The 18,738-nt window shown below is 65.1% G+C and carries 14 protein-coding genes; 7 read left to right on the top strand and 7 right to left on the bottom strand.

The window, feature by feature from the left end:
* Position 1 precedes the first annotated feature (1 nt).
* A complete protein-coding gene (locus CSQ85_RS07665; RefSeq protein ID WP_150383572.1) occupies positions 2-1,036 on the bottom strand; it encodes a hypothetical protein in 1,035 nt (344 codons plus the stop codon).
* Between the two features lie 118 nt (positions 1,037-1,154).
* Here CSQ85_RS07665 and cobA point away from each other — a divergent pair, with 118 nt between their 5' ends.
* On the top strand, positions 1,155-1,880 hold the full coding sequence (cobA, locus tag CSQ85_RS07660; RefSeq protein WP_150383571.1) for a uroporphyrinogen-III C-methyltransferase: 726 nt from the start codon (positions 1,155-1,157) through the stop codon (positions 1,878-1,880).
* Positions 1,881-2,044: 164 nt separating this feature from the next.
* Entirely contained in the window at positions 2,045-2,596 is a 552-nt protein-coding gene (locus CSQ85_RS07655; RefSeq protein WP_190972954.1) for a precorrin-2 dehydrogenase/sirohydrochlorin ferrochelatase family protein, read from the top strand.
* 3 nt (positions 2,597-2,599) lie between these two features.
* Here CSQ85_RS07655 and CSQ85_RS07650 read toward each other — a convergent pair whose 3' ends face one another.
* The 3 genes from CSQ85_RS07650 to CSQ85_RS07640 form a co-directional block, all read right to left on the bottom strand.
* Entirely contained in the window at positions 2,600-4,309 is a 1,710-nt protein-coding gene (locus CSQ85_RS07650) for an ABC transporter substrate-binding protein (RefSeq protein WP_150383569.1), read from the bottom strand.
* Positions 4,310-4,693: 384 nt separating this feature from the next.
* Positions 4,694-5,671 (bottom strand): hydroxymethylbilane synthase, encoded by a 978-nt coding sequence (hemC, locus tag CSQ85_RS07645; protein WP_150383568.1) that lies wholly within the window; start codon positions 5,669-5,671, stop codon positions 4,694-4,696.
* Between the two features lie 59 nt (positions 5,672-5,730).
* On the bottom strand, positions 5,731-6,198 hold the full coding sequence (locus CSQ85_RS07640; protein ID WP_150383567.1) for a DUF4235 domain-containing protein: 468 nt from the start codon (positions 6,196-6,198) through the stop codon (positions 5,731-5,733).
* A 228-nt stretch (positions 6,199-6,426) separates the two neighbouring features.
* Here CSQ85_RS07640 and CSQ85_RS07635 point away from each other — a divergent pair, with 228 nt between their 5' ends.
* Positions 6,427-7,137: a histidine phosphatase family protein gene (locus CSQ85_RS07635; RefSeq protein WP_190972953.1), complete on the top strand. Its 711-nt coding sequence runs from the start codon at positions 6,427-6,429 to the stop codon at positions 7,135-7,137.
* A 353-nt stretch (positions 7,138-7,490) separates the two neighbouring features.
* Positions 7,491-8,819, top strand: coding sequence for an ABC transporter substrate-binding protein (locus CSQ85_RS07630; RefSeq protein ID WP_150383566.1), 1,329 nt, complete (start codon positions 7,491-7,493; stop codon positions 8,817-8,819).
* Positions 8,820-8,973: 154 nt separating this feature from the next.
* Here CSQ85_RS07630 and CSQ85_RS07625 read toward each other — a convergent pair whose 3' ends face one another.
* Complete coding sequence (locus CSQ85_RS07625) at positions 8,974-9,990, bottom strand: LacI family DNA-binding transcriptional regulator (protein WP_150383565.1); 1,017 nt, start codon at positions 9,988-9,990, stop codon at positions 8,974-8,976.
* A gap of 470 nt (positions 9,991-10,460) precedes the next feature.
* Between CSQ85_RS07625 and CSQ85_RS07620 the strand changes: the two genes are divergently transcribed.
* Positions 10,461-11,315, top strand: a complete 855-nt coding sequence (locus CSQ85_RS07620; protein ID WP_034530274.1) for a carbohydrate ABC transporter permease — start codon at positions 10,461-10,463, stop codon at positions 11,313-11,315.
* Positions 11,315-12,154, top strand: a complete 840-nt coding sequence (locus tag CSQ85_RS07615) for a carbohydrate ABC transporter permease (protein WP_043166062.1) — start codon at positions 11,315-11,317, stop codon at positions 12,152-12,154. The genes CSQ85_RS07620 and CSQ85_RS07615 overlap by 1 nt, the downstream gene beginning before the upstream one ends.
* Before the next feature lie 1,179 nt (positions 12,155-13,333).
* Here CSQ85_RS07615 and CSQ85_RS07610 read toward each other — a convergent pair.
* A complete protein-coding gene (locus tag CSQ85_RS07610; RefSeq protein WP_150383564.1) occupies positions 13,334-15,211 on the bottom strand; it encodes a glycoside hydrolase family 13 protein in 1,878 nt (625 codons plus the stop codon).
* A 109-nt stretch (positions 15,212-15,320) separates the two neighbouring features.
* Here CSQ85_RS07610 and CSQ85_RS07605 point away from each other — a divergent pair, with 109 nt between their 5' ends.
* On the top strand, positions 15,321-15,926 hold the full coding sequence (locus CSQ85_RS07605) for a YesL family protein (RefSeq protein ID WP_150383563.1): 606 nt from the start codon (positions 15,321-15,323) through the stop codon (positions 15,924-15,926).
* A gap of 161 nt (positions 15,927-16,087) precedes the next feature.
* Here CSQ85_RS07605 and malQ read toward each other — a convergent pair whose 3' ends face one another.
* Positions 16,088-18,397 carry a 4-alpha-glucanotransferase gene (gene malQ / locus CSQ85_RS07600; protein WP_150383562.1) on the bottom strand — a complete coding sequence of 770 codons (2,310 nt, stop codon included), beginning with the start codon at positions 18,395-18,397 and terminating at the stop codon, positions 16,088-16,090.
* Between the last annotated feature and the right edge of the window lie 341 nt (positions 18,398-18,738).

Here is an 18,738-nt window from a genome sequence, read left to right as displayed (position 1 = left end):
GTCACTGATCCGCGGATTCGCCGTCCACGAGCAGGCGTTCGATGGCCGCGTGAAGGACATTGCCCCGCGAGCCGGGAGACACCGCCGTTCCTCCGTCGGCTTCGATCGCTGTGGTGGTGCTCGGACCGAGCGTGTAGTACACGGGGGCCGTCGCGAAGCACTGCGGAATCCGTCGCATGACGGACCGCAGCCGACGATACGCGGAAGGGCTCGTCACGAGGATCCGGTTGATGCGGCGATCGGCGTCTGCCAGTTGTACGTTGTCGGGATCATTGGCGTCCCAGGTGTGATTCGGGTCATGCGCAATCGCCGCGTCGATCGCGTCGCATGCGCGCGATTCACATTCACCATCCCAGTGGTTCTCGTAGATCTGCACGCGTTCGACGTCATCCGGCAGTGCGCTGTGCGCCGCGGACGCCACGGACGCCACGGACAGTGAGCCGCACAGATGCACCGCACGCCGGTACCGCATCCCCTTGAGCAGCGCCGCGACTCCGCGCTGGTTCTCCTCCGGCGGAGTGAGGATGGTCGCCTTCATGCCGGAGTCCTGCGCGACTGCGGCCATACGCGCACTGAGCAGAAGCAGAGTAGGGGAGCGAAGTACAGGACTGTTGCTGGGCTTCATGGGGCGGTCCTTTTTCTCTCCCCCAGTCAGCTCCGCCGACAGCCCGTCCGCAATTATGGATGCGCGCGCAATCGGCTGGCTCGCCTGTCGGCTCGCACGTTGCCTACAAACAGCTCTGCTGTTTGTTTCACGGCAACGTCCCATCAGAGGGGGGCAACTACTAGGAGGATCGCGCCATTCGGGGTGGGAGAGGTAGGTGCTCAGCGCGAAGCCGCTGGTGATCACGATGATGTCCGCCTCGCGGATCGCGCGCAGTCCGGAATCGTCCGGTTCCACGGCGCGCAGCTCCCGCAGCGGAAGGCAGATGGGCGGCGCGGCCGAGGCGGCCGCCAGTCGATGTCGCTGTTCCCGATCGATCCGTCGTTGTTCGATGGTGAGCAGGATCGATCCCGATGCCAATGAGTCGTGCACAATGATGATGATACGTTTCCGGATATGACGATTGATGACGGAATATGACGTTCGCCGGCGATTCATGACGGCGGGCGATACGGACGATATGGGCGATACACGAGAAGGGCGATGGACGATGAGTGACGGACTGGTGTCGTTGGTGGGCGCGGGACCGGGTAGCGTGGACCTGCTGACGCTGCGCGGCAAGGATCGCATCGAGCGGGCCGACGTGATCGTCTACGACAGGCTCGTCAACCCCGAACTGCTCGACTTCGCGAGGCCCGACGCGCAGCGCATCGACGTGGGCAAATCGGCGCATCATCACCCGGTCAAACAGCGTGAGATCAACAATCTGCTCGCGCGCCTCGCCAAGGAGGGCAAGCGCGTGGTCCGGCTCAAATCGGGCGATCCGTTCGTCTTCGGCCGTGGCGGCGAGGAGCGTGAGTACCTCAAGGCGCAAGGCGTCCAGGTGGAGGTCGTGCCCGGCATCACCAGCGCGATCGCCGGTCCGGCGGCGGTCGGCATCCCGGTCACGCATCGCGACTACGCGTCGAGCTTCCATGTGATCGCCGGGCATCGCAAGCGCGAGGGGCACGAGCTTGACTGGGACAACATCGCGCATATGGAGGGCACGCTCGTGTTCCTGATGGGCATGGAGTCGCTCGGCCGCATCGTCGAGAACCTCCGGGCCAACGGCAAGCCGGACACGACGCCGGTCGCCGTGATCCAGTGGGCGACGCGCGCGGACCAGCGCGCCGTGGGCGGCGACCTTGCGACCATCGAACGTCGGGTCGAGGAGGCCGGACTCGGCGCCCCCGCACTGATCGTCGTCGGCGGCGTCGTATCCCTCCTCGATGCGTGATCGCCCCGTTGGCCTCGGCCCCCTCTGATGAGGGGGCTGTCAGCGACGCTGACTGGGGGAGAGACCGTTGCGATTGTCCCGTCATTGCCCGACTACACTGGGGAATCGTTGTGGGGATGTATCGGATGCAACGGAACAATGCAACGGAAACGAGTGTGGGAACAGTGACGAGCGCAATCAATGAGAACGATGAGAACGCAACCAACGACGAGGACGAGCCGCTCACCGCGCCGGGCACGAGCCCGTATCCGGTCGACCTGCGCGTCGCCGGCGAACCGGCCGTCGTGGTCGGCGGGGGCAGGGTCGCGACCCGCAAGGTCACGCACCTGCTCAACGCCGGCGCCAAGGTCACGGTGGTCAGCCCCGAACTGGACGAGCCGCTCGCCGAACGCGTGAAGGCCGGCGAAATCACATGGGAGGCCAAGGACTACGAGACCGGCGATCTGGCTGACGCCCGCGTGGTCATCGCCTGCACCGACGACCCGGCCGTGAATCACCGGGTCGTGGCGGACGCGAAGCCCGGCCAGCTGGTCAACAACACCGCCGACCCGCAGGAATCGGACTTCTTCAACGTGGCGGTCATCGAACAGGGCAAGCTGATCGTGACCGTCTCCAGCAAGGGCGTCGACCCGGCTCTCGTGCGCCGCGTCAAGCAGCGTCTGGCCGGGGTCCTGCCGGACCTGCTCGCAGGTGAGTCGGTCTCGGTCGAGGGGTGAGCCTCACTTCCGCTCGAGCAGCGGATACCGCAGCACGAAGTTGGTGTCCATCACCACGCCGCTGATGTCGCCGCCGGTCACCGACTGTGACACGCTCTGCAGCAGCGGCAGGATCGGCAGATCCTTCGCCGCCACCTGCTGCACCTGCCTGATCGTGCCGAGCCGCTGCGATTCGTCGGTCTGACCGGCCTGCGCCTTGAGCAGCGCGGCCACTTCGGGGTTGTCGTACCCGTTGCTGACGAATCCGTCGGGCGCGAAATACGGGGTCAGATAGTCGGACGGATCCGGATAGTCGGGCGCCCAGCCGATCTGATAGGCGGGGAAGGCGCCGTCCTGCGAGTCGGTGACGACGCGCTGCTTCGAATACTGCACCCACTCGGTCTGCTGCACGTCCACGGAGAACAGTCCGCCATCCTCCAGCTGCGTCTTGATCGCCGCGTACTCGTCGGCGGACGACGGGCCGTAATGGTCCGTGTTGTACTGGATGTTGAGCTTGACCGGTGTCGTGACGCCGGCGTCGTCCAACGTCTTGCGCGCCTTGTCGACGTCCGGCTTGCCCGACCCGTCGCCGTACGCGCCGGTGAGCGTGTCGACGAATCCGGCCTGCCCCGCGGGGATGAATGAGTACAGCGGCTTGTACGTGCCCTGATACACGTTCGTCGCGAGCGCCGAGCGGTCGACCAGATCCGCGACGGCCTGACGCACCGCCTTCGCCTTGTCCGCGTCGGCGTCCGCCTGCTTCGACCCGAACGGCTGGGTGTGCAGGTTGAACACGAGATAGCGTCCGCCGCCGCCGTTGCCGGTGACGACCTTGAGCTTGCCGTCCTTCTTCAGATCGGTGATGTCCGTGGGCGTCAGCGAGCGGTACGCCACGTCCACGTCGCCCTGTTGCACGGCCAGTTTGAGGTTCGACGAATCCGCGTAGTAGCGGGTCGTCACCTGCTTGTTGTGCGCCGGTTCGATGCCTTGGTAGTCGGCGTTGCGTGTGAACAGCGCGTGGTCGTTGCTCTTGTACTCCTTGAGCGAATAGGCGCCGCTGAATCCGTTGTCCTTGACGACCTCGTCGTCGGTGGCGAGCTTGTCCTTCGGGTACGACTGTTCGTCGACGATGCCGGAGGCGGTCATGCTGAGCACCGGCTTCAGCGTCACGTCGTCCTTCACCGAGGTCGTGAAGACGACGGTGGCCGGGTCGGGCGCGTCCACGCCGGTGATGTTCGCGAACACCGATACCGGTCCGTTCTCGGAGTTGATCTCCTTGATGCGGTCGATGCTGAACTTCACGTCGCTGCTGGTCAGCGCGTGCCCGTTGGTGAATTTGAGGCTCGGCTTGAGTTTGACGGTGAACTGCGTGCCATCCTCGTTCCATGTGCCGTTGTCGGCCGCGAGGTTCGGCACGATATCGGCCTTGCCGTTGCGTTGCGCGAACAGCGGCGCGTAGATCTGGTATGCGGTCTGGATCGACCCGAGTTCGGAGATGCCTGCCGGATCGAGGCTGACGACCTTGTCGGTCGTGCCGACGGTGATGGCGGCCGCCTGACCGGTGGCCTTCGACGAGTTGGCGGCGGCCGCGCTCGAGCCCGCTCCGTTCGTCGTCGTGCCGCCGCACGCCGCGAGTCCCGTGACCAGCAACGCCGCGATCGCGCCGGTCGCCGCATGCCGTATCGCGTGAACGACATGGCTGTTCCGTATACGAGATGACTTGTGCAATGACATGCTTCCCCTCTGTCCCTGATTACCTCTGATGCCTTACCACGTCACGTACCGGATCGCGCCGCAATACCGCATGATGCCTGTCATGATGCCTGTCATGATGCCTTGTTGCGGGTATCATCTGCACCTTTGGCAAACCCCGGTGCTGACTGGTGCGATTCATGTATCGACGGGTATGGGCGCGGTCATACGCCCCCAACGCGCCCATACCACGACTGTACCCGCTGCGAGACATCACATGGTGCAGTTTCGATCGCAATCGTTCAGTTTCGATATTCCAAAATCCGATAACGGGTTCAATCGTCGTCCGGTTGTCGTCCGGTTGTCGTCCGTTCGCCGTCCGATCCTATAGGAACGGACGGCGGTGGGTAGGCCGGGTGGCTGGGCTTATAGCGGGGATCCGGCGGCGTGCAGGTCGCGGATGACGGAGGCGATGAGCTCCTCAGATGCGGTCGTGGCCGTGGCGCGGTAGACATGCGATCCGTCGGGCGTGGCGACCATCGCGTCGAGGGTCAGGGGAGCGTCTATGGCGTCCGATGCGTCGTCCGATGCGGCACGGCCTCTCGTCGAAGCTAGGGGATGCTCCGGCATGTCATGCAGTGGCGTCCGTCGCGCGTACGCGCCGATGGGCAGCGTGCAGTTGCCGCCGATCGCGCGCATGAACCCGCGTTCGAGCGTCACCGCCTCGCGCGTCGGCGCATCGTCGATAAGCGCGAGCAGCTCCAGCGTCCTCGTGTCGTCGGCGCGGCACTCGACCGCCATCGCGCCCTGCCCCGCGGCCGGCAGCAGCACGTCGCGCAGCGAGAGCCGGTGGAGTCCGGTCGTATCCGGTTCGAGCCGGTTGATCCCGGCCTCGGCGAGGACGATCGCGTCGAGATGCTCCGTTGCGATCTTGCGGATGCGGGTGTCGATGTTGCCTCGGATCGGCACGATCTCGAGATCGGGGCGCAGATGCAGCAGCTGCGCCTGACGCCGCTGGCTGTTCGTGCCCACCCGCGCGCCGGCCGGAAGGTCGCCGATCGCGCGCGCCGGCGCAAGGCTCAGCAGACAATCGAACGGCGAATCGCGCACCGGCGTGCAGCCGATCGTCAGCCCCTCCGGCAGCTGGGGTTGCACGTCCTTGAGACTGTGCGCGGCGAAGTCGATGGTCCCGTCCTCCAGTTCGCGTTCGATCTCCTTGACGAACACGCCCTTGCCGCCGATGACGTGCAGACTGGACGTGCGGTCGCGGTCGCCCTGCGTGACGATCGGCACCACCTGGAACTCGACGCCGGGCACGCGTGCGAGCAGCATCCCGATGATGAGTTCGGTCTGGCGCATGGCCAGACGGCTTGTGCGGGTGCCTACCTTGAATGTCGTGGTCATATGAGGAATCTGGAATCTGGTGAGGAATCTGGATCGCAGTGGGATTCAGCGGGGCGGAATCACCTGCCGGACTTGCGGGCCCTGCGCTGGTGGCGACGGTCGACGAACGCTTTCGAGCCGCGGTCGGACAGCTGTGAGACGATCGCGCCGAACGCGGCCGAGGCGGCGGCGAAGACGAGACTCGCGACGAAGCCCTGCGGGGCGTCGGCGGCGAGCCCGCGCGCGAGGTTGCGTTTGCTGGTTCCCCGGTCCCAGAGCATCTGGAACGCCTTGCCCGCCACGAGCCCGATGACGGACGGGAACGCCCACTTGAAGAATTTGTCGCCCAGCGAATCGGGGTCGTTCAGTCTACGTTCGCGCATGTCGTTCACCTTCTCGTCGATGCGGTGCAATGCCTCGATGGCCTCGTCGGCCGTGGAGGAGTAGTCGGAGCCTGTGCGGGCGGCGTGGGCGGCGGCGTGTCTGCCGGTGGTGCCGGCGTCCCCCGTGCCGGTGCCGTGCGTCTCATCGTTCAGCGTCTCGCTCATAGCGTCCAGTCTAGTGTCTCGCCTGCCGCACTGCGCACACTCATGCGTGAGGTGATACCAGTAAGTTCCGCTGCCTTGAACTACCCCTCAGTCCCGCTGCGCGGGCCCAGCTCCCCTGACAAGGGGAGCTGAGTATTGGCTAACGGGGCGCAAAGTGGGTGGTGGATGTTACGGCGACTCGGCGAATCGCGGTGGAGCCGGGAGCGTTCACGGGCTAGAGTGGGAGTCATGAGCGAACACACTACTGACGGCACTGTGGCCGTCGACGCCCGCGGCGGGGCCGGTTTCCTGGTGCTGCTGCGTCATGGACAGACCGCGTGGAGTGAATCGGGCCAGCACACCGGCCGCACGGACATCCCCCTGACCGAGGTCGGGCGCGAACAGGCGCGCGCCGCGGGCGAGAGACTGCGCGCCGCGTTCCCCGGCGGATTCGACGCGGGATGCGTCTTCTCGAGTCCGCTGATCCGCGCGCAGCAGACCGCCGAACTGGCCGGATTCCCCGATCACGGCGTGCTGGACGGCATCGCCGAGTGGGATTATGGCGGGGCCGAGGGCCGCACGCGCAAGCAGGTGTGCGAGGCGAGCGGCTTCCAGTGGGATGTGTGGCGCGACGGCCCGCAGTCGCTGCCCGAATCGCTGCAGGGCGATTGGGACGAGACGCTGCCGAGCGGCGAGACGGTGCCGGTGCACGCCGGCCGCGGCGAGACGGTCGATGAGGCCGCGGCCCGCGCGCGCGGCGCGATCGAGGAGGTGACGCCGCTGCTCGAGGCCGGCCACAACGTGCTGTTCGTCGCCCACGCGCACATCCTGCGCATTCTGACCTCCCAGTGGCTCGGCGTCGACCCGCACTTCGCGAGGCTCCTGCGCCTCGACACGGCCCACTACTCGATCCTGAGCCGCTACAAGGGCGACAACGTCATCGAGCGCTGGAACTGCTAGCGGGCGTCAGAAGCATTGCAAACGATAGGCACGGCGTGTCGCGCAATCGCACGAAAACATGCCGTGCCTATCGTTTTTGATGCCAAAATCGATGTGAGCGCTCTCATTGTTGCGAACGCTTGCATTGCTGACAATTCAAACAATCGCCGGAATAGTGCGGTTTTATAGACAGATGACGACGATATGTCATTTCTGACGCGATGAAACACCCCGAATACTGCCATCGTTTGCAAAAACGGCGAACATGCGTCATAATGAATCACGTCGGAACAAACTTCGAGGCGCCAAAGCCGACGCCACCAACCCCGGTCGGCCACACCGTCCGAGGAGCAACAAGGAAAGAGAAAGGTTCGATGATGAATCGCACACTGAAGTCGACGATCAGCATGGTCGCCATCGCAGCAATGTCCATCGGAGCGCTCGCCGCGTGCGGCTCCAGCACGTCGGGCGACGACGCCAAGGGCAAGGTCTACTACCTCAACTTCAAGCCGGAGGCGGCCGACCAGTGGACCGCACTCGCCAAGGAGTACACCAAGGAGACCGGCACCGAGGTCAAGGTGCAGACCGCCGCGTCCAACACCTACGAGCAGACCCTGAAGTCGGAGATCGCCAAGACCGAGGCGCCGACCCTGTTCCAGGTCAACGGTCCGGTCGGCTACCAGAACTGGAAGCGCTACACCGCCGACCTGTCCGGCACCGACGTGTACAAGGAGCTCACCAACCAGGACGTGGCCCTGAAGGACGGCGACAAGGTCGTCGGCGTGCCGTACGTGATGGAGACCTACGGCATCATCTACAACAAGGACATCCTCAACAAGTACTTCGCGCTCGACGGCGCCAAGGCCAAGTCCGTCGACGAGATCGACAACTTCGACACCCTCAAGGCCGTCGCCGACGACATGCAGGCGCGCAAGGACGAGCTCGGCATCAAGGGCGCGTTCACCTCCGCCGGCTTCGACTCCAGCTCCGACTGGCGCTTCAAGACCCACCTCGCCAACCTGCCGCTCTACTACGAGTTCCAGAAGGACAAGGTCACCGAGCAGCCGGCCACGATCAAGGGCACGTACCTGCCGAACTACAAGAAGATCTTCGACCTGTACATCACCGACTCCACCACCGACCGCACGCAGCTGAGCGCCAAAACCGGCGACGACGCCAACTCCGAGTTCGCGCTCGGCGAGGCCGCCTTCTACCAGAACGGCACCTGGGCGTGGACCGACCTCGAGAAGGCCGGCATGAAGGCCGAGTCCGTCGGCATGATGCCGATCTACATCGGCGTCAAGGGCGAGGAGAACCAGGGCCTCGCCACCGGCTCCGAGAACTACTGGTGCATCAACGACAAGGCGTCCGACGCCGACAAGAAGGCCACCGAGGACTTCCTCAAGTGGGTCATCACCTCCGACACCGGCAAGAAGGCCCTCTCCGAGGACATGGGCTTCACCACCCCGTTCAAGACCTTCGATGACGTGAAGTTCGACAACCCGCTGACCGAGGCCGCCGTCGAGGACCAGAAGTCCGACAAGACGCAGGTCAGCTGGAACTTCACGATGATGCCGTCCGAGGAGTGGAAGAACAAGCTCGGCCAGGCGCTGCTCGAGTACGCGCAGGGCACCGGCGACTGGAACGCCGTCAAGACCGCGTTCGTCGACGGCTGGGCCTCCGAGTACTCCGCGACCCACTGATCGTCTCTGATCCCTGATTCCCAACCTGATGCCCCGGTGACGGCCGTTCTCCTCCTCGGCCCGTCACCGGGGCATCGTCATGTCCGGGCTGATGAGCCGGGCGGCGGGCCGGCCGGCGGCCCCAGACGACAGCCCGGGCCGCCGCACCGCCGGTTCAGCGCCGGCGCGCGGTGCTCGATCGCACCACCAGCTGCGCCGGCACCTTGCGCAGCGGCTCCCTCACCTCGCGCCCGTTGATGAGGTCCATCGTCATGCGGGCGGCCGCGCGGGCCATCTCGACCGGGTCCTGACGGATCGTCGTCAGCCCGATGTCCGCGGTGTAGAAGCTGTCGTCATAGCCGATCAGCGACACGTTGCCCGGCACGGACAGCCCGTTGCGTTCGAGCTGGAACATGAGCGGCAGGGCGATGCCGTCCTCCTGACACGCGATCGCCGTCGGCATCGTGCTGAGGCTCATCAGCTGCGTCACCACATCGCCGATCTGGTAGTGTCCGTCGGCGTCGACCTTGCACACGATGACCTGCGGCTCGATGCCCTCGCGCCGGCAGCAGTCCATGAACACGTCGAACCGGCCCCGCACCGAGAAGCTCAGCGAGATGTCGCGGTCCGTGCTGATGTACGCGATATCGCGATGCCCGAGGTTCATCAGGTGACGCGCGGCCAGCGTCGAACCCTGCTCGTCGTCGATGTTGACCGCCGCCGCGAACCCGTGGGCCGACGACTCCGCCGTGTTGATGCCGATGATCGGCACGTCCACGCTGGCCAGCTGCTTGGTCTCCTCGTCGTCGATGTCGAACGAGACGACGATCACCGCGTCCGCGTTGCGGCGCACCGGCAGCATCTCGAAGAACTCACGGCGCTCCTCGATCGAGGAGATCTGGAAGATCGAGATGTCATAGCCCTCCGCGTGGAAGACGTCGTTCAGCCCTTCGATCACGGATGCGGTGAACCACAGGCGGATGTGGCCGCTCATCAGCACGGCGACGCGCAGCGCGCGCCCGGACTTCAGCGCCGCGGCCGAACGGGAGAGCGAGAAGTTGAGCTGGCCGGACATCGCCAGCACGCGCTCGCGGGTCTTCGCCGAGACCAGATCGGGCCGCGTGAAGGACCGCGACACCGTCGAAATGGAGACGCCCGCCGCCTTGGCGACGTCCTGGATGCTGCTGCTCATGAAACCACCTTGTCGTTCGGATGTGTGTGGCGTCGCGCGCCGGCCGGGGCGCGCCGGCCGATGGGGCGTACCGCCCGATCGCGCCGGACGCCCGGTCGCCGCACTTACTGCACGTTTACTGCGCGCTTGCTGCGCTTACTGCAAAGACTTCCCGCGTAGGAAAACCGCGTATCGTCCAGCTTACACGGCGCAGACCATCGACTCGCGATGACGACGATTGCATTACAAACGTTTGCAAAAACAGGTCAGAATAGGGAAAATCGCAAAAAATAGCCAATACATAGCGATGAACGACTATTGCCGGGGTGATTGACGAGGCAATGCGAAACGCCGTAAATGACAACGTTTGACATCGCGGCGCCGTGCGGTTACGATGTCACTACAACAACGGATTCGTTCGTCGGCCGCGGGGTCGGCGGAAGTCGTGGCACGCAGCGGTGCGCGGCGCTCAAGGAGGAGGATTATCCATCATGGTTAGCATGGCCGGCAAGGCGATACGGAAGTGGTGGGCGCTATTCGCGCTGCCCACGTTCGCCGCGTTCATCATCGGGTTCGTGGTGCCCTTCATCATGGGCGTCTACCTGAGCTTCTGCGAGTTCACCACCGTGACCGACGGCGAGTTCGTCGGCCTCAAGAACTACGTCAAGGCGCTCGGCGACAAGGAGTTCCTGCACGCGCTCGGCTTCTCCACCGCGTTCACGATCGTCACCACGATCGTCATCAACGTGGTCGCGTTCTTCATCGCGTACATGCTCACGAAGGCGATCAAGGGATCGACGATCTTCCGCTCGGTGTTCTTCATGCCGAACCTGATCGGCGGCATCATCCTGGGCTACATCTGGCTGCTGCTGCTCAACGGCATCCTCGCGCACTGGTCGCGCGCCCTGACCTACTCCGCCACGTACGGCTTCTGGGGCCTGGTCATCCTCGTGTGTTGGCAGCAGATCGGCTACATGATGATCATCTACATCGCCGGCATGCAGGCCCTGCCCACGGACGTGCTCGAAGCCGCGCAGGTGGACGGCGCGAGCGGCACGCAGACGATGTTCAAGATCATCATCCCGCTGATGATGCCCTCGATCACCGTGTGCTCCTTCCTGACCGTGACCAACGGCTTCAAGCTCTACGACCAGAACCTCGCCCTGACCAACGGCGCCCCGAGCAACATGTCCGAAGGCCTCGCGATGAACATCACCCGCACGTTCTACGGCCGCATGGGCTGGGAGGGCGTCGGCCAGGCGAAGGCCGTCCTGTTCTTCATCCTGGTGGCGGTCATCGCGCTCATCCAGAACAAGCTCACGACAAGCAAGGAGGTGGCGGCCTGATGAACGCCGACAAGGTCAAGCACGGAGGGCTCTGGACCGCCCTGTTCACCGTCGTCTCGCTGGCATGGGTCTTCCCGATCGTGCTGGTGGTCATCAACTCGTTCAAGCAGAAGGCGTACATCTCCAAGAACGCCTTCTCCCTGCCCGCCGGCAAGGCGTTCGTCGGATTCGAGAACTACGTGCGAGGCGTGGAGACCACCGACTTCTTCGCGAGCTTCGGCTGGACGCTGCTCATCACCGTCGGATCGGTGCTGCTGATCCTCGTGTGCACGTCGATGTGCGCGTGGTGGATCGTGCGCGTCAACAACTGGGCCGCCAAGCTGCTGTACACGCTGTTCCTGTTCAACATGATCGTGCCGTTCCAGATGGTCATGTTCACGCTCTCCAAGATCGCCGACATGCTGAAGCTCAACACCCCGTGGGGCCTGTGCATCGTGTACCTCGGCTTCGGCGCCGGCCTCGCGGTGTTCATCTTCACCGGTGTGATCAAGGGCATCCCGGTCGAGCTGGAGGAGTCCGCGATGATCGACGGCGCGTCCGTGCCGCGCATCTTCTTCCAGATCGTCGTGCCGATCATGAAGCCGTCGATCGTGTCCGTCGCGATCCTCGAGGCCATGTGGATCTGGAACGACTACCTCCTGCCGTACCTGACCCTCGACCTCGGCAAGTACAAGACGATCTCGGTCGCCGTGCAGTACCTCAAGGGCGGCTACGGCTCGGTCGACATGGGCGCCATGATGGCCTGTCTGGTCCTCGCGATCATCCCCATCATCATCTTCTACCTCATCTGCCAAAAGTACATCGTCAAGGGGGTTATGGCGGGAGCGGTGAAGGGCTGATGCCATAACCTCCGTCGGCCTGCCGTACGTTGATCGAGGTTAATGGCGGACAGCCCCCAGAGAACGTACTGTGACCGCGCGTCAGCGTACGCTCCCCGTGGCTAAATCCGTGTTCACCCGTGTTTTCGTATGCTGACCACAGGCAGGCGTACGAAAACGCGGGGTAGCCACGATTATCATCCCGGGCAACGTACGCTGAGCGCAGCCAAGCGTACGGTGCCTGTGTGCAGACGGTTTTTCGCCACGGTTTTCGTACTCAACACTCCATCGGAACCTGCCGTCGGAACCCCGTCGGGACTCCACCGGGGTTCCCGACAGGGTCCCATCGGGAACCCCGGGATATGCAAGAACCGTGGTAATCACAATGGGCCTCCTTTGGGGTCCGTTACTCATCGGAACAGTCGGTGTTCCGGTGCAGGACGGACTCCAAAGGAGGCCCATTACGTCTTTATGCCGTTAGTATCCCTCGGCTACCGCCGAGATTCGGACACTCACACGCTCTGTATCGTCCGTTCCCAGACATCGGCGCAACCGGTGTGACGGGGAACGGACGCCCGTTCGGCGTCAGCGCTCGATGCCGTACTCCATGTACGCGTAGTTGTCGAAGAAGCGGTCGTCGTCGCGATCGGTGCTCGAATGGTGGCTGTTGATCTCCTGCATGATGGGCTCCTTTCACCCGTATTGCACTGTTGACTATGGTTTACCGCCCTGTTGTGTCGGCCATGTATGCCTTCGGCTAACGGCGGATGAACTCGTGCAAAACGCTTATTGCGACATACGTTGATGAAGAGCGGCGCTACCGGGGAAGCCGGGCGTTGTCAGGATCCCCATGATTCGACAGCTATCTCCGTTATGCGGGGTACTTTAGGCCTGACGCGGAGATCCATCTCGCTTATGAGGGGTGCCTGTGTCAGGTATCAGTGCTCCAAAACGGCTTGATGGCGTTGCGGTTGAGCCGTTTTGCGGCATGCATAGTCTGGGCTGGTACCCCTCATAACGCAGATAGAGGTATGCAAATGCGGAAAAGTACCCCTCGTAAGCGAGTTGGCTCGCTACGGGGGCACTTTCGGCTGAATGATTGAGGAGTCTGGGCGTCTGGCGGACAACAACAGGCAACGACGATGTCCGCCAGTCGCCCAAACGGTGGAGCGGTGCTTGTAAAGTCGCCGCCCCGGCGCCTCAGCGCACGAGCCAGGCGGTGGTGTCCTGCGGGAGTCGGCCGTCGTCGGTGAGTGGCGCGGAGGAGAGGATCACCGCGCTGTCGTCGGGCAGGGCCGCCGGTTCGGCGCCGAAGTTGGTCACCGAGGTGAGCGTGCGGCCTTCGGTCGCCGGGCGCGCGTAGGCGATGACGTCATCGCCGAAGCTGAGTGCTCCGTCGGTGACGTTCCCGTTGTCCCCGTCATCCAGCCAGTCGACCGTCGAGGTGTCGCCGGTCGCGGTGAGGAGCTTCGCGCGCAGCGCCAGCGCGCGGCGGTAGAGGTTGAGCATCGACCCCTCGTCGGCGGCCTCGACATCGGCCGCGAAATCCTTGAACCACAGCGGTTGCGGCAGGTGCGGCTCGGCGGCCGGGGCGCCGTCGGGGCGCACTGCGGGGGAGAAGCCGAACGAGGTGCCGGCCGCGAAGTCGGGCGACCACGAGGCCGCGGCGATCGCGGGGGAGCCGTCCGTGGCGTCCGCAGCGTCCGGGCCTTCGGCGGCATCGGTTCCGGCGACCGCGTGATCGTCCGCAGACGCATCGTCCGCGACCCACGGCAGCGGCACGCGGCAGCCGTCGCGGCCCTTGTCGGTGAAGTTGCGGCGCGTGTTGAACGGCGTCGGGTCCTCGAGGCGATCCCACGGGATGTTCGCGACCTCGAACAGGCCCAGCTCCTCGCCCTGATAGATGTACACGGCGCCGGGCAGTGCGAGCTCCATCAGCGCGGCGGCGCGGGCGCGGCGGGTGCCGAGTTCACGGTCCTCGGTGTACGAGGTGCCGTCGCGCAGCAGCCAGTCGTGCGCGAGCTGGTGGTAGACGGGGCCCTTCACCTGCGGCAGGCCGTAGCGCGACGGGCTGCGCGGCACGTCGTGGTTGTTCATCACCCATGTGGTGGTCGAGTCTCCGGTTTCGGCGGCCGCCTCGAGGCCGTGGCGGATCGCGGAACGGAACTCGTCGACATCCCAGTTCGCCTCGGCGAACTCGAAGTTGAACACCTGACCGAGCTCGTCGGTGTCGGCGTACAGGTGCTGGTGCTCCGGCACCACCCACGCCTCGCCGACCGCGAAGCGCGGCGGATCGTACTCGTCGAACACCTGGCGCCACTCGCGGTAGATCTCGTGCACCTCGCGGCGGTCCCACAGCGGGCTGGTGAAGTCGTGGCACAGCACCTGCTGCACGGTGTCGGCGGGTATGTCCTCGAGCGGTGTGCTCTCGAGGTCCTTGGCCAGGCCGTGCGCCACGTCGATGCGGAATCCGTCGGTGCCGTGATCGGACCAGAATCGCAGCGTCTTTTTGAACTCCTCGTGCACGTCCGGGTTTTTCCAGTTGAGGTCCGGCTGCTCCTTGGCGAAGATGTGCAGGTACCACTGGCCGTCGTCGACCTGCTGCCACGCCGGCCCGCCGAACAGCGACTGCCAGTCGTTCGGCGGCAGCTCGCCGTGCTTCCCGCGGCCCTCGCGGAAGATGTAGCGGTCGCGCGCGGCCGATCCGCGGCCGGCGACCAGCGCCTCCTGGAACATGACGTGCTTGTCGGCCGTGTGGTTCGGCACGATGTCGACGATCACCTTGATCCCGGCCCCGTGCGCGGCGGCGACCATCCGGTCGAAATCGTCCATCGTGCCGAGTCGCGGATCGACATTGCGGTAGTCGATCACGTCATAGCCGCCGTCGGCGAGATCCGACGGATAGAACGGCGACAGCCAGATCGCGTCCACGCCGAGATCCCTGAGGTAGTCCATCTTCTCGGTGACGCCGGCGATGTCGCCAAGGCCGTCGCCGTTCACGTCCTTGAAGCTGCGCGGGTACACCTGATAGACGACGGCCTGCTTCCACCAGTCGTCGCGTTCGTTGTTCGCGGTCATGCTGTTCCTTTCCCTTTTCGTGATGACAACGATATCATTGAAAACGTATGCAATAAGATGTGATGTCCGCGTCGAAGCGGACGCGCGAGTGATCGACGGAGGTTCGACGATGCGATTCCTGTCACCCGATTCCGGACTCATGCGGGGCCTTGGCGACCTCGTCGACGCGATCTGGATCAACATCCTGATGCTGGTCACCAGCCTGCCGCTGGTCACGGTCGGCGCCGCGCTGTCCGCGGGATTCGACACGGCGCGGCGATCGCTGGCCGGCGAGGGCGGCGGCGTCACCCGCAACTATTTCCGCGCGTTCCGTGCGAACCTTATCAAGGCGACCGCCCTGTGGCTGCCGTTCCTCGTCATCGGCGCCGGAGTCGCCTACTCGTGGATCGTGCTGCGGATCACGCCGCTGCTCGTGCCGAAGTTCGGTCTGACCGTGCTGTGGGTCATCGGCTTCGAATGGGCGTTCGCGCTGCAGTCGCGATTCGAGAACCCGGTCGGCCGGACCCTCGCCAACGCGTACGTGTTCGGTGTGACCCGATTCGGCTACACGCTGGCGATGGTCGCGATCGATGCGGTGTGGATCGCCCTGCTCGTCGCCTGCTGGTTCTATCTGCCGCAGGGGCTGTTCCTGCTCGTCGTGATGGGGTACGGCACGGCGACGATGCTGCACGTGCCGGTGTTCGAGCGGGCGATGAAGGCGTACCTCTCTAGATGAATGACTACCCCTCAGACCCGCTTCGCGGGCCAGCTCGTCCCGCAACTGCGGACGCGCTGCGCGCGCAGCTGACTGGCTCGCATGTCGGCTCGCACGTTGCCTACAAACAGCATTGCTGTTTGTTTTCACGGCAACGTCCTGACAAGGGGAGCCGAGATGGGCTAGTTGTTCATCACCCGGGCCAGCGAGAGCACGCGCGGATCGGCGAACACCTCGTCCGTGTGCACCACCCGCCCCGAGGCGTCCTGCAGCGGGATGCGCCAGTTCGGGTACTGGTCCGACGTGCCCGGCTGGTTGACGGTCGCGTGCTGGCCGGTGCCGTCGACCAGCGCCGCCTGACGCAGCACCGAGGGCGTGGCGGTCAGCATCGCGTGCATCGCCTCGACGATCTCCTGCTCGTGCCCCGGCACATCCGCGGCGGCCTCGGCGCTGAGCCGGCCGTCCTCGACCAGGCGATCCAGCATCGCCTGACGTTCCGCGCGCGCCGAGGCGGCGAACACCTCGACCGGTTCGGACAGCAGATGCAGACGTTCGCGCAGCGCGACATGCTCGAACTCCAGATAGCCCGCGGTCGGCGGCAGATCGTGCGTCGTGACCGACGCCAGCGCCTGACGACGGTAATCGGTCGGAGGCTTGTACGGGTCGCCCGCGTTCGGCGAATCGTCGACGCGCGCGAACCACTCCACATCGGTGCCGAGCACGCCGCGATCGGCCAGAATGCGACGCACGTAATCAGGCACCGTGCCCAGATCCTCGCCGATGACCATGCCGTTCGCGCGCGTCGCCTCGATCGCGAGCACGGCCAGCATCGCCTCGTGATCGTACATGACGTACGCGCCGCCCTTCGCGCCCCTGCCGCGCGGAATCCACCACAGACGGAACAGGCCGAGCACATGGTCGATGCGCACCGCGCCGGCGTGCGCGAAGATCGACTGGACCATCTCGCGGTACACGCGGTAGCCGGTGCGCTCGAGATAGCGCGGGTTGAACGGCGGCTGACCCCAGTCCTGACCCTGCTGGTTGTAGAAGTCCGGCGGGCAGCCGACCGTCACCGAACCGACCGCGAACCGCTCCGGGCTCCACCACACGTCCGCGCCGAGCGCGTGCACGCCGACCGCCATGTCGAGCATCAGCCCCAGCGCCATGCCCGCATCCTTCGCGGCCGACTGCGCGGCGGTGAGCTGCTCGTCGGCGATCCACTGCAGCCAGCGGTTGAACTCGAACAGGTCGCGATGCTCCTCGACGAGGGCCCTGACCTCGGGCGATTCGCGGTTCGTACGGCCGAACCACGAATCCGGCTCCCACGGTGCGCCCCACACTTCGAAGGCGACGCACCACGTCGCGAACGCATCGAGGTCCGGGCCGGCGTGACGCTTGAACTCCTCGAACGCGCGATCGCGCTCCGGCGTGCGCGGCGCGTCGAAGATCAGACGCAGCGCCTCGCGCTTCGCGGCCCACGAGGCGTTGAGGTCCATCGGATTCGGGTCGTCGTTGCGGTCGGTGACCCGCGCGTGCAGGGCGTCGATGCGCTCGCGGTCGACGGGGGCGAGGTCGGCGTACTCCGGCACGTCCTGCGGGCGGATGTACGTGACGTTGAGGAACCGGCGCGATTCCGGCAGGTACGGCGACGGCTCGAGCGGCGGGATCGGCGCGCCCGCGTGCACCGGGTTGATGAGCATGAAGTCGGCGCCGGATTTCGCGGCGGCGTCGGCGGCGAGGCGCTTGAGGTCGCCGTAATCGCCCACGCCCCACGAGTCGTGCGAGCGGACCGAGTACATCTGCGTCATCCAGCCCCAGCGCTGGCGGGTCCTGACCGCCTCGGGCAGGGCGATGCGCCTCGGGGCGACGATGAGCGTGGCGTCGGCGGTCTGCTTGGCCATCTCGACGTGCAGGGTGTGGTAGCCGATCGGCAGGTCGGCCGGCAGTGTCAGGATGCGGTCGCCGCTGTTGAAATCGGGCAGGATGTCGGCAGGGTCGCTGTGGAGTTCGGTGCCGTCCTCGAGGGTGATGGTGACGGTCGGCTCCTCGTCGGGGGCGCTTGGGGCGGTGCCGTCGGTTTCCGTGCGATGCAGTCGGATGGTGGCGGGGCTGAGCGTGGGGGCGCCTGAGTCGCCGACCGGCCCGTCGACCGTGACAACGATGGTCGACGATGGGAGCAAACGTTTGCTGTTTTCCTCCTCGATTGCCGCCTGTGACCGCGCGATCGCCTCGTCCGACGTGGCATCGACGCCAAGCGCGCCGAGCACGTTGACGAGCACGTCATCGTCGATCTCGACGTAGGTGCCGAGCTGGTCGATGTACGAGGTGGCCACCCCGCTCGCCTTCGCGAGCCGGATCAGCGGGCGGGCCAGCCGCTCGGCGCTTTCGGTGCGCTGGTTACCTGTCGATGCCTTGCGGTTGGCGGTATCGACCGTGGTCTGCGTGTCGTCGGCCGGCGGGGTCGATGGATCGATGATCGTCTGTTCGCTCATTGGACGTGCTCCTTTGGGTGCGGCCCCGGACACGCTGCGTCGCGCGTCGGCCGTCGTGCCGCTACTGCGCGACGCGACGGCATCCGGGTGTGGATTGCTGCTGTTGCATACGACCATACCGCGTATTGACATCGTTTGCAATACGATGGGTGTGGCTGAGTCGAGTGTTCAGGGCTGCTTGTTCATACGTATCTGCGTTATGAGGGGTACATTTCCTGCTTTGCAAACCTCTATCTCGCTTACGAGGGGTATCTGGTGTGGGTATAAGAGCCCAAAATGGCTTGACGGCCACGAGGACTGGCCGTTCTCGGGGCTTTGTACTTCGGGTAGATACCCCTTGT

This window comes from Bifidobacterium rousetti (assembly GCF_008698235.1).
In the GTDB taxonomy this organism is placed as follows: Bacteria; Actinomycetota; Actinomycetes; order Actinomycetales; family Bifidobacteriaceae; genus Bifidobacterium; species Bifidobacterium rousetti.
Note: the sequence above shows the minus strand (reverse complement) of the source record. Positions and strands in the feature narration are given on the sequence as shown.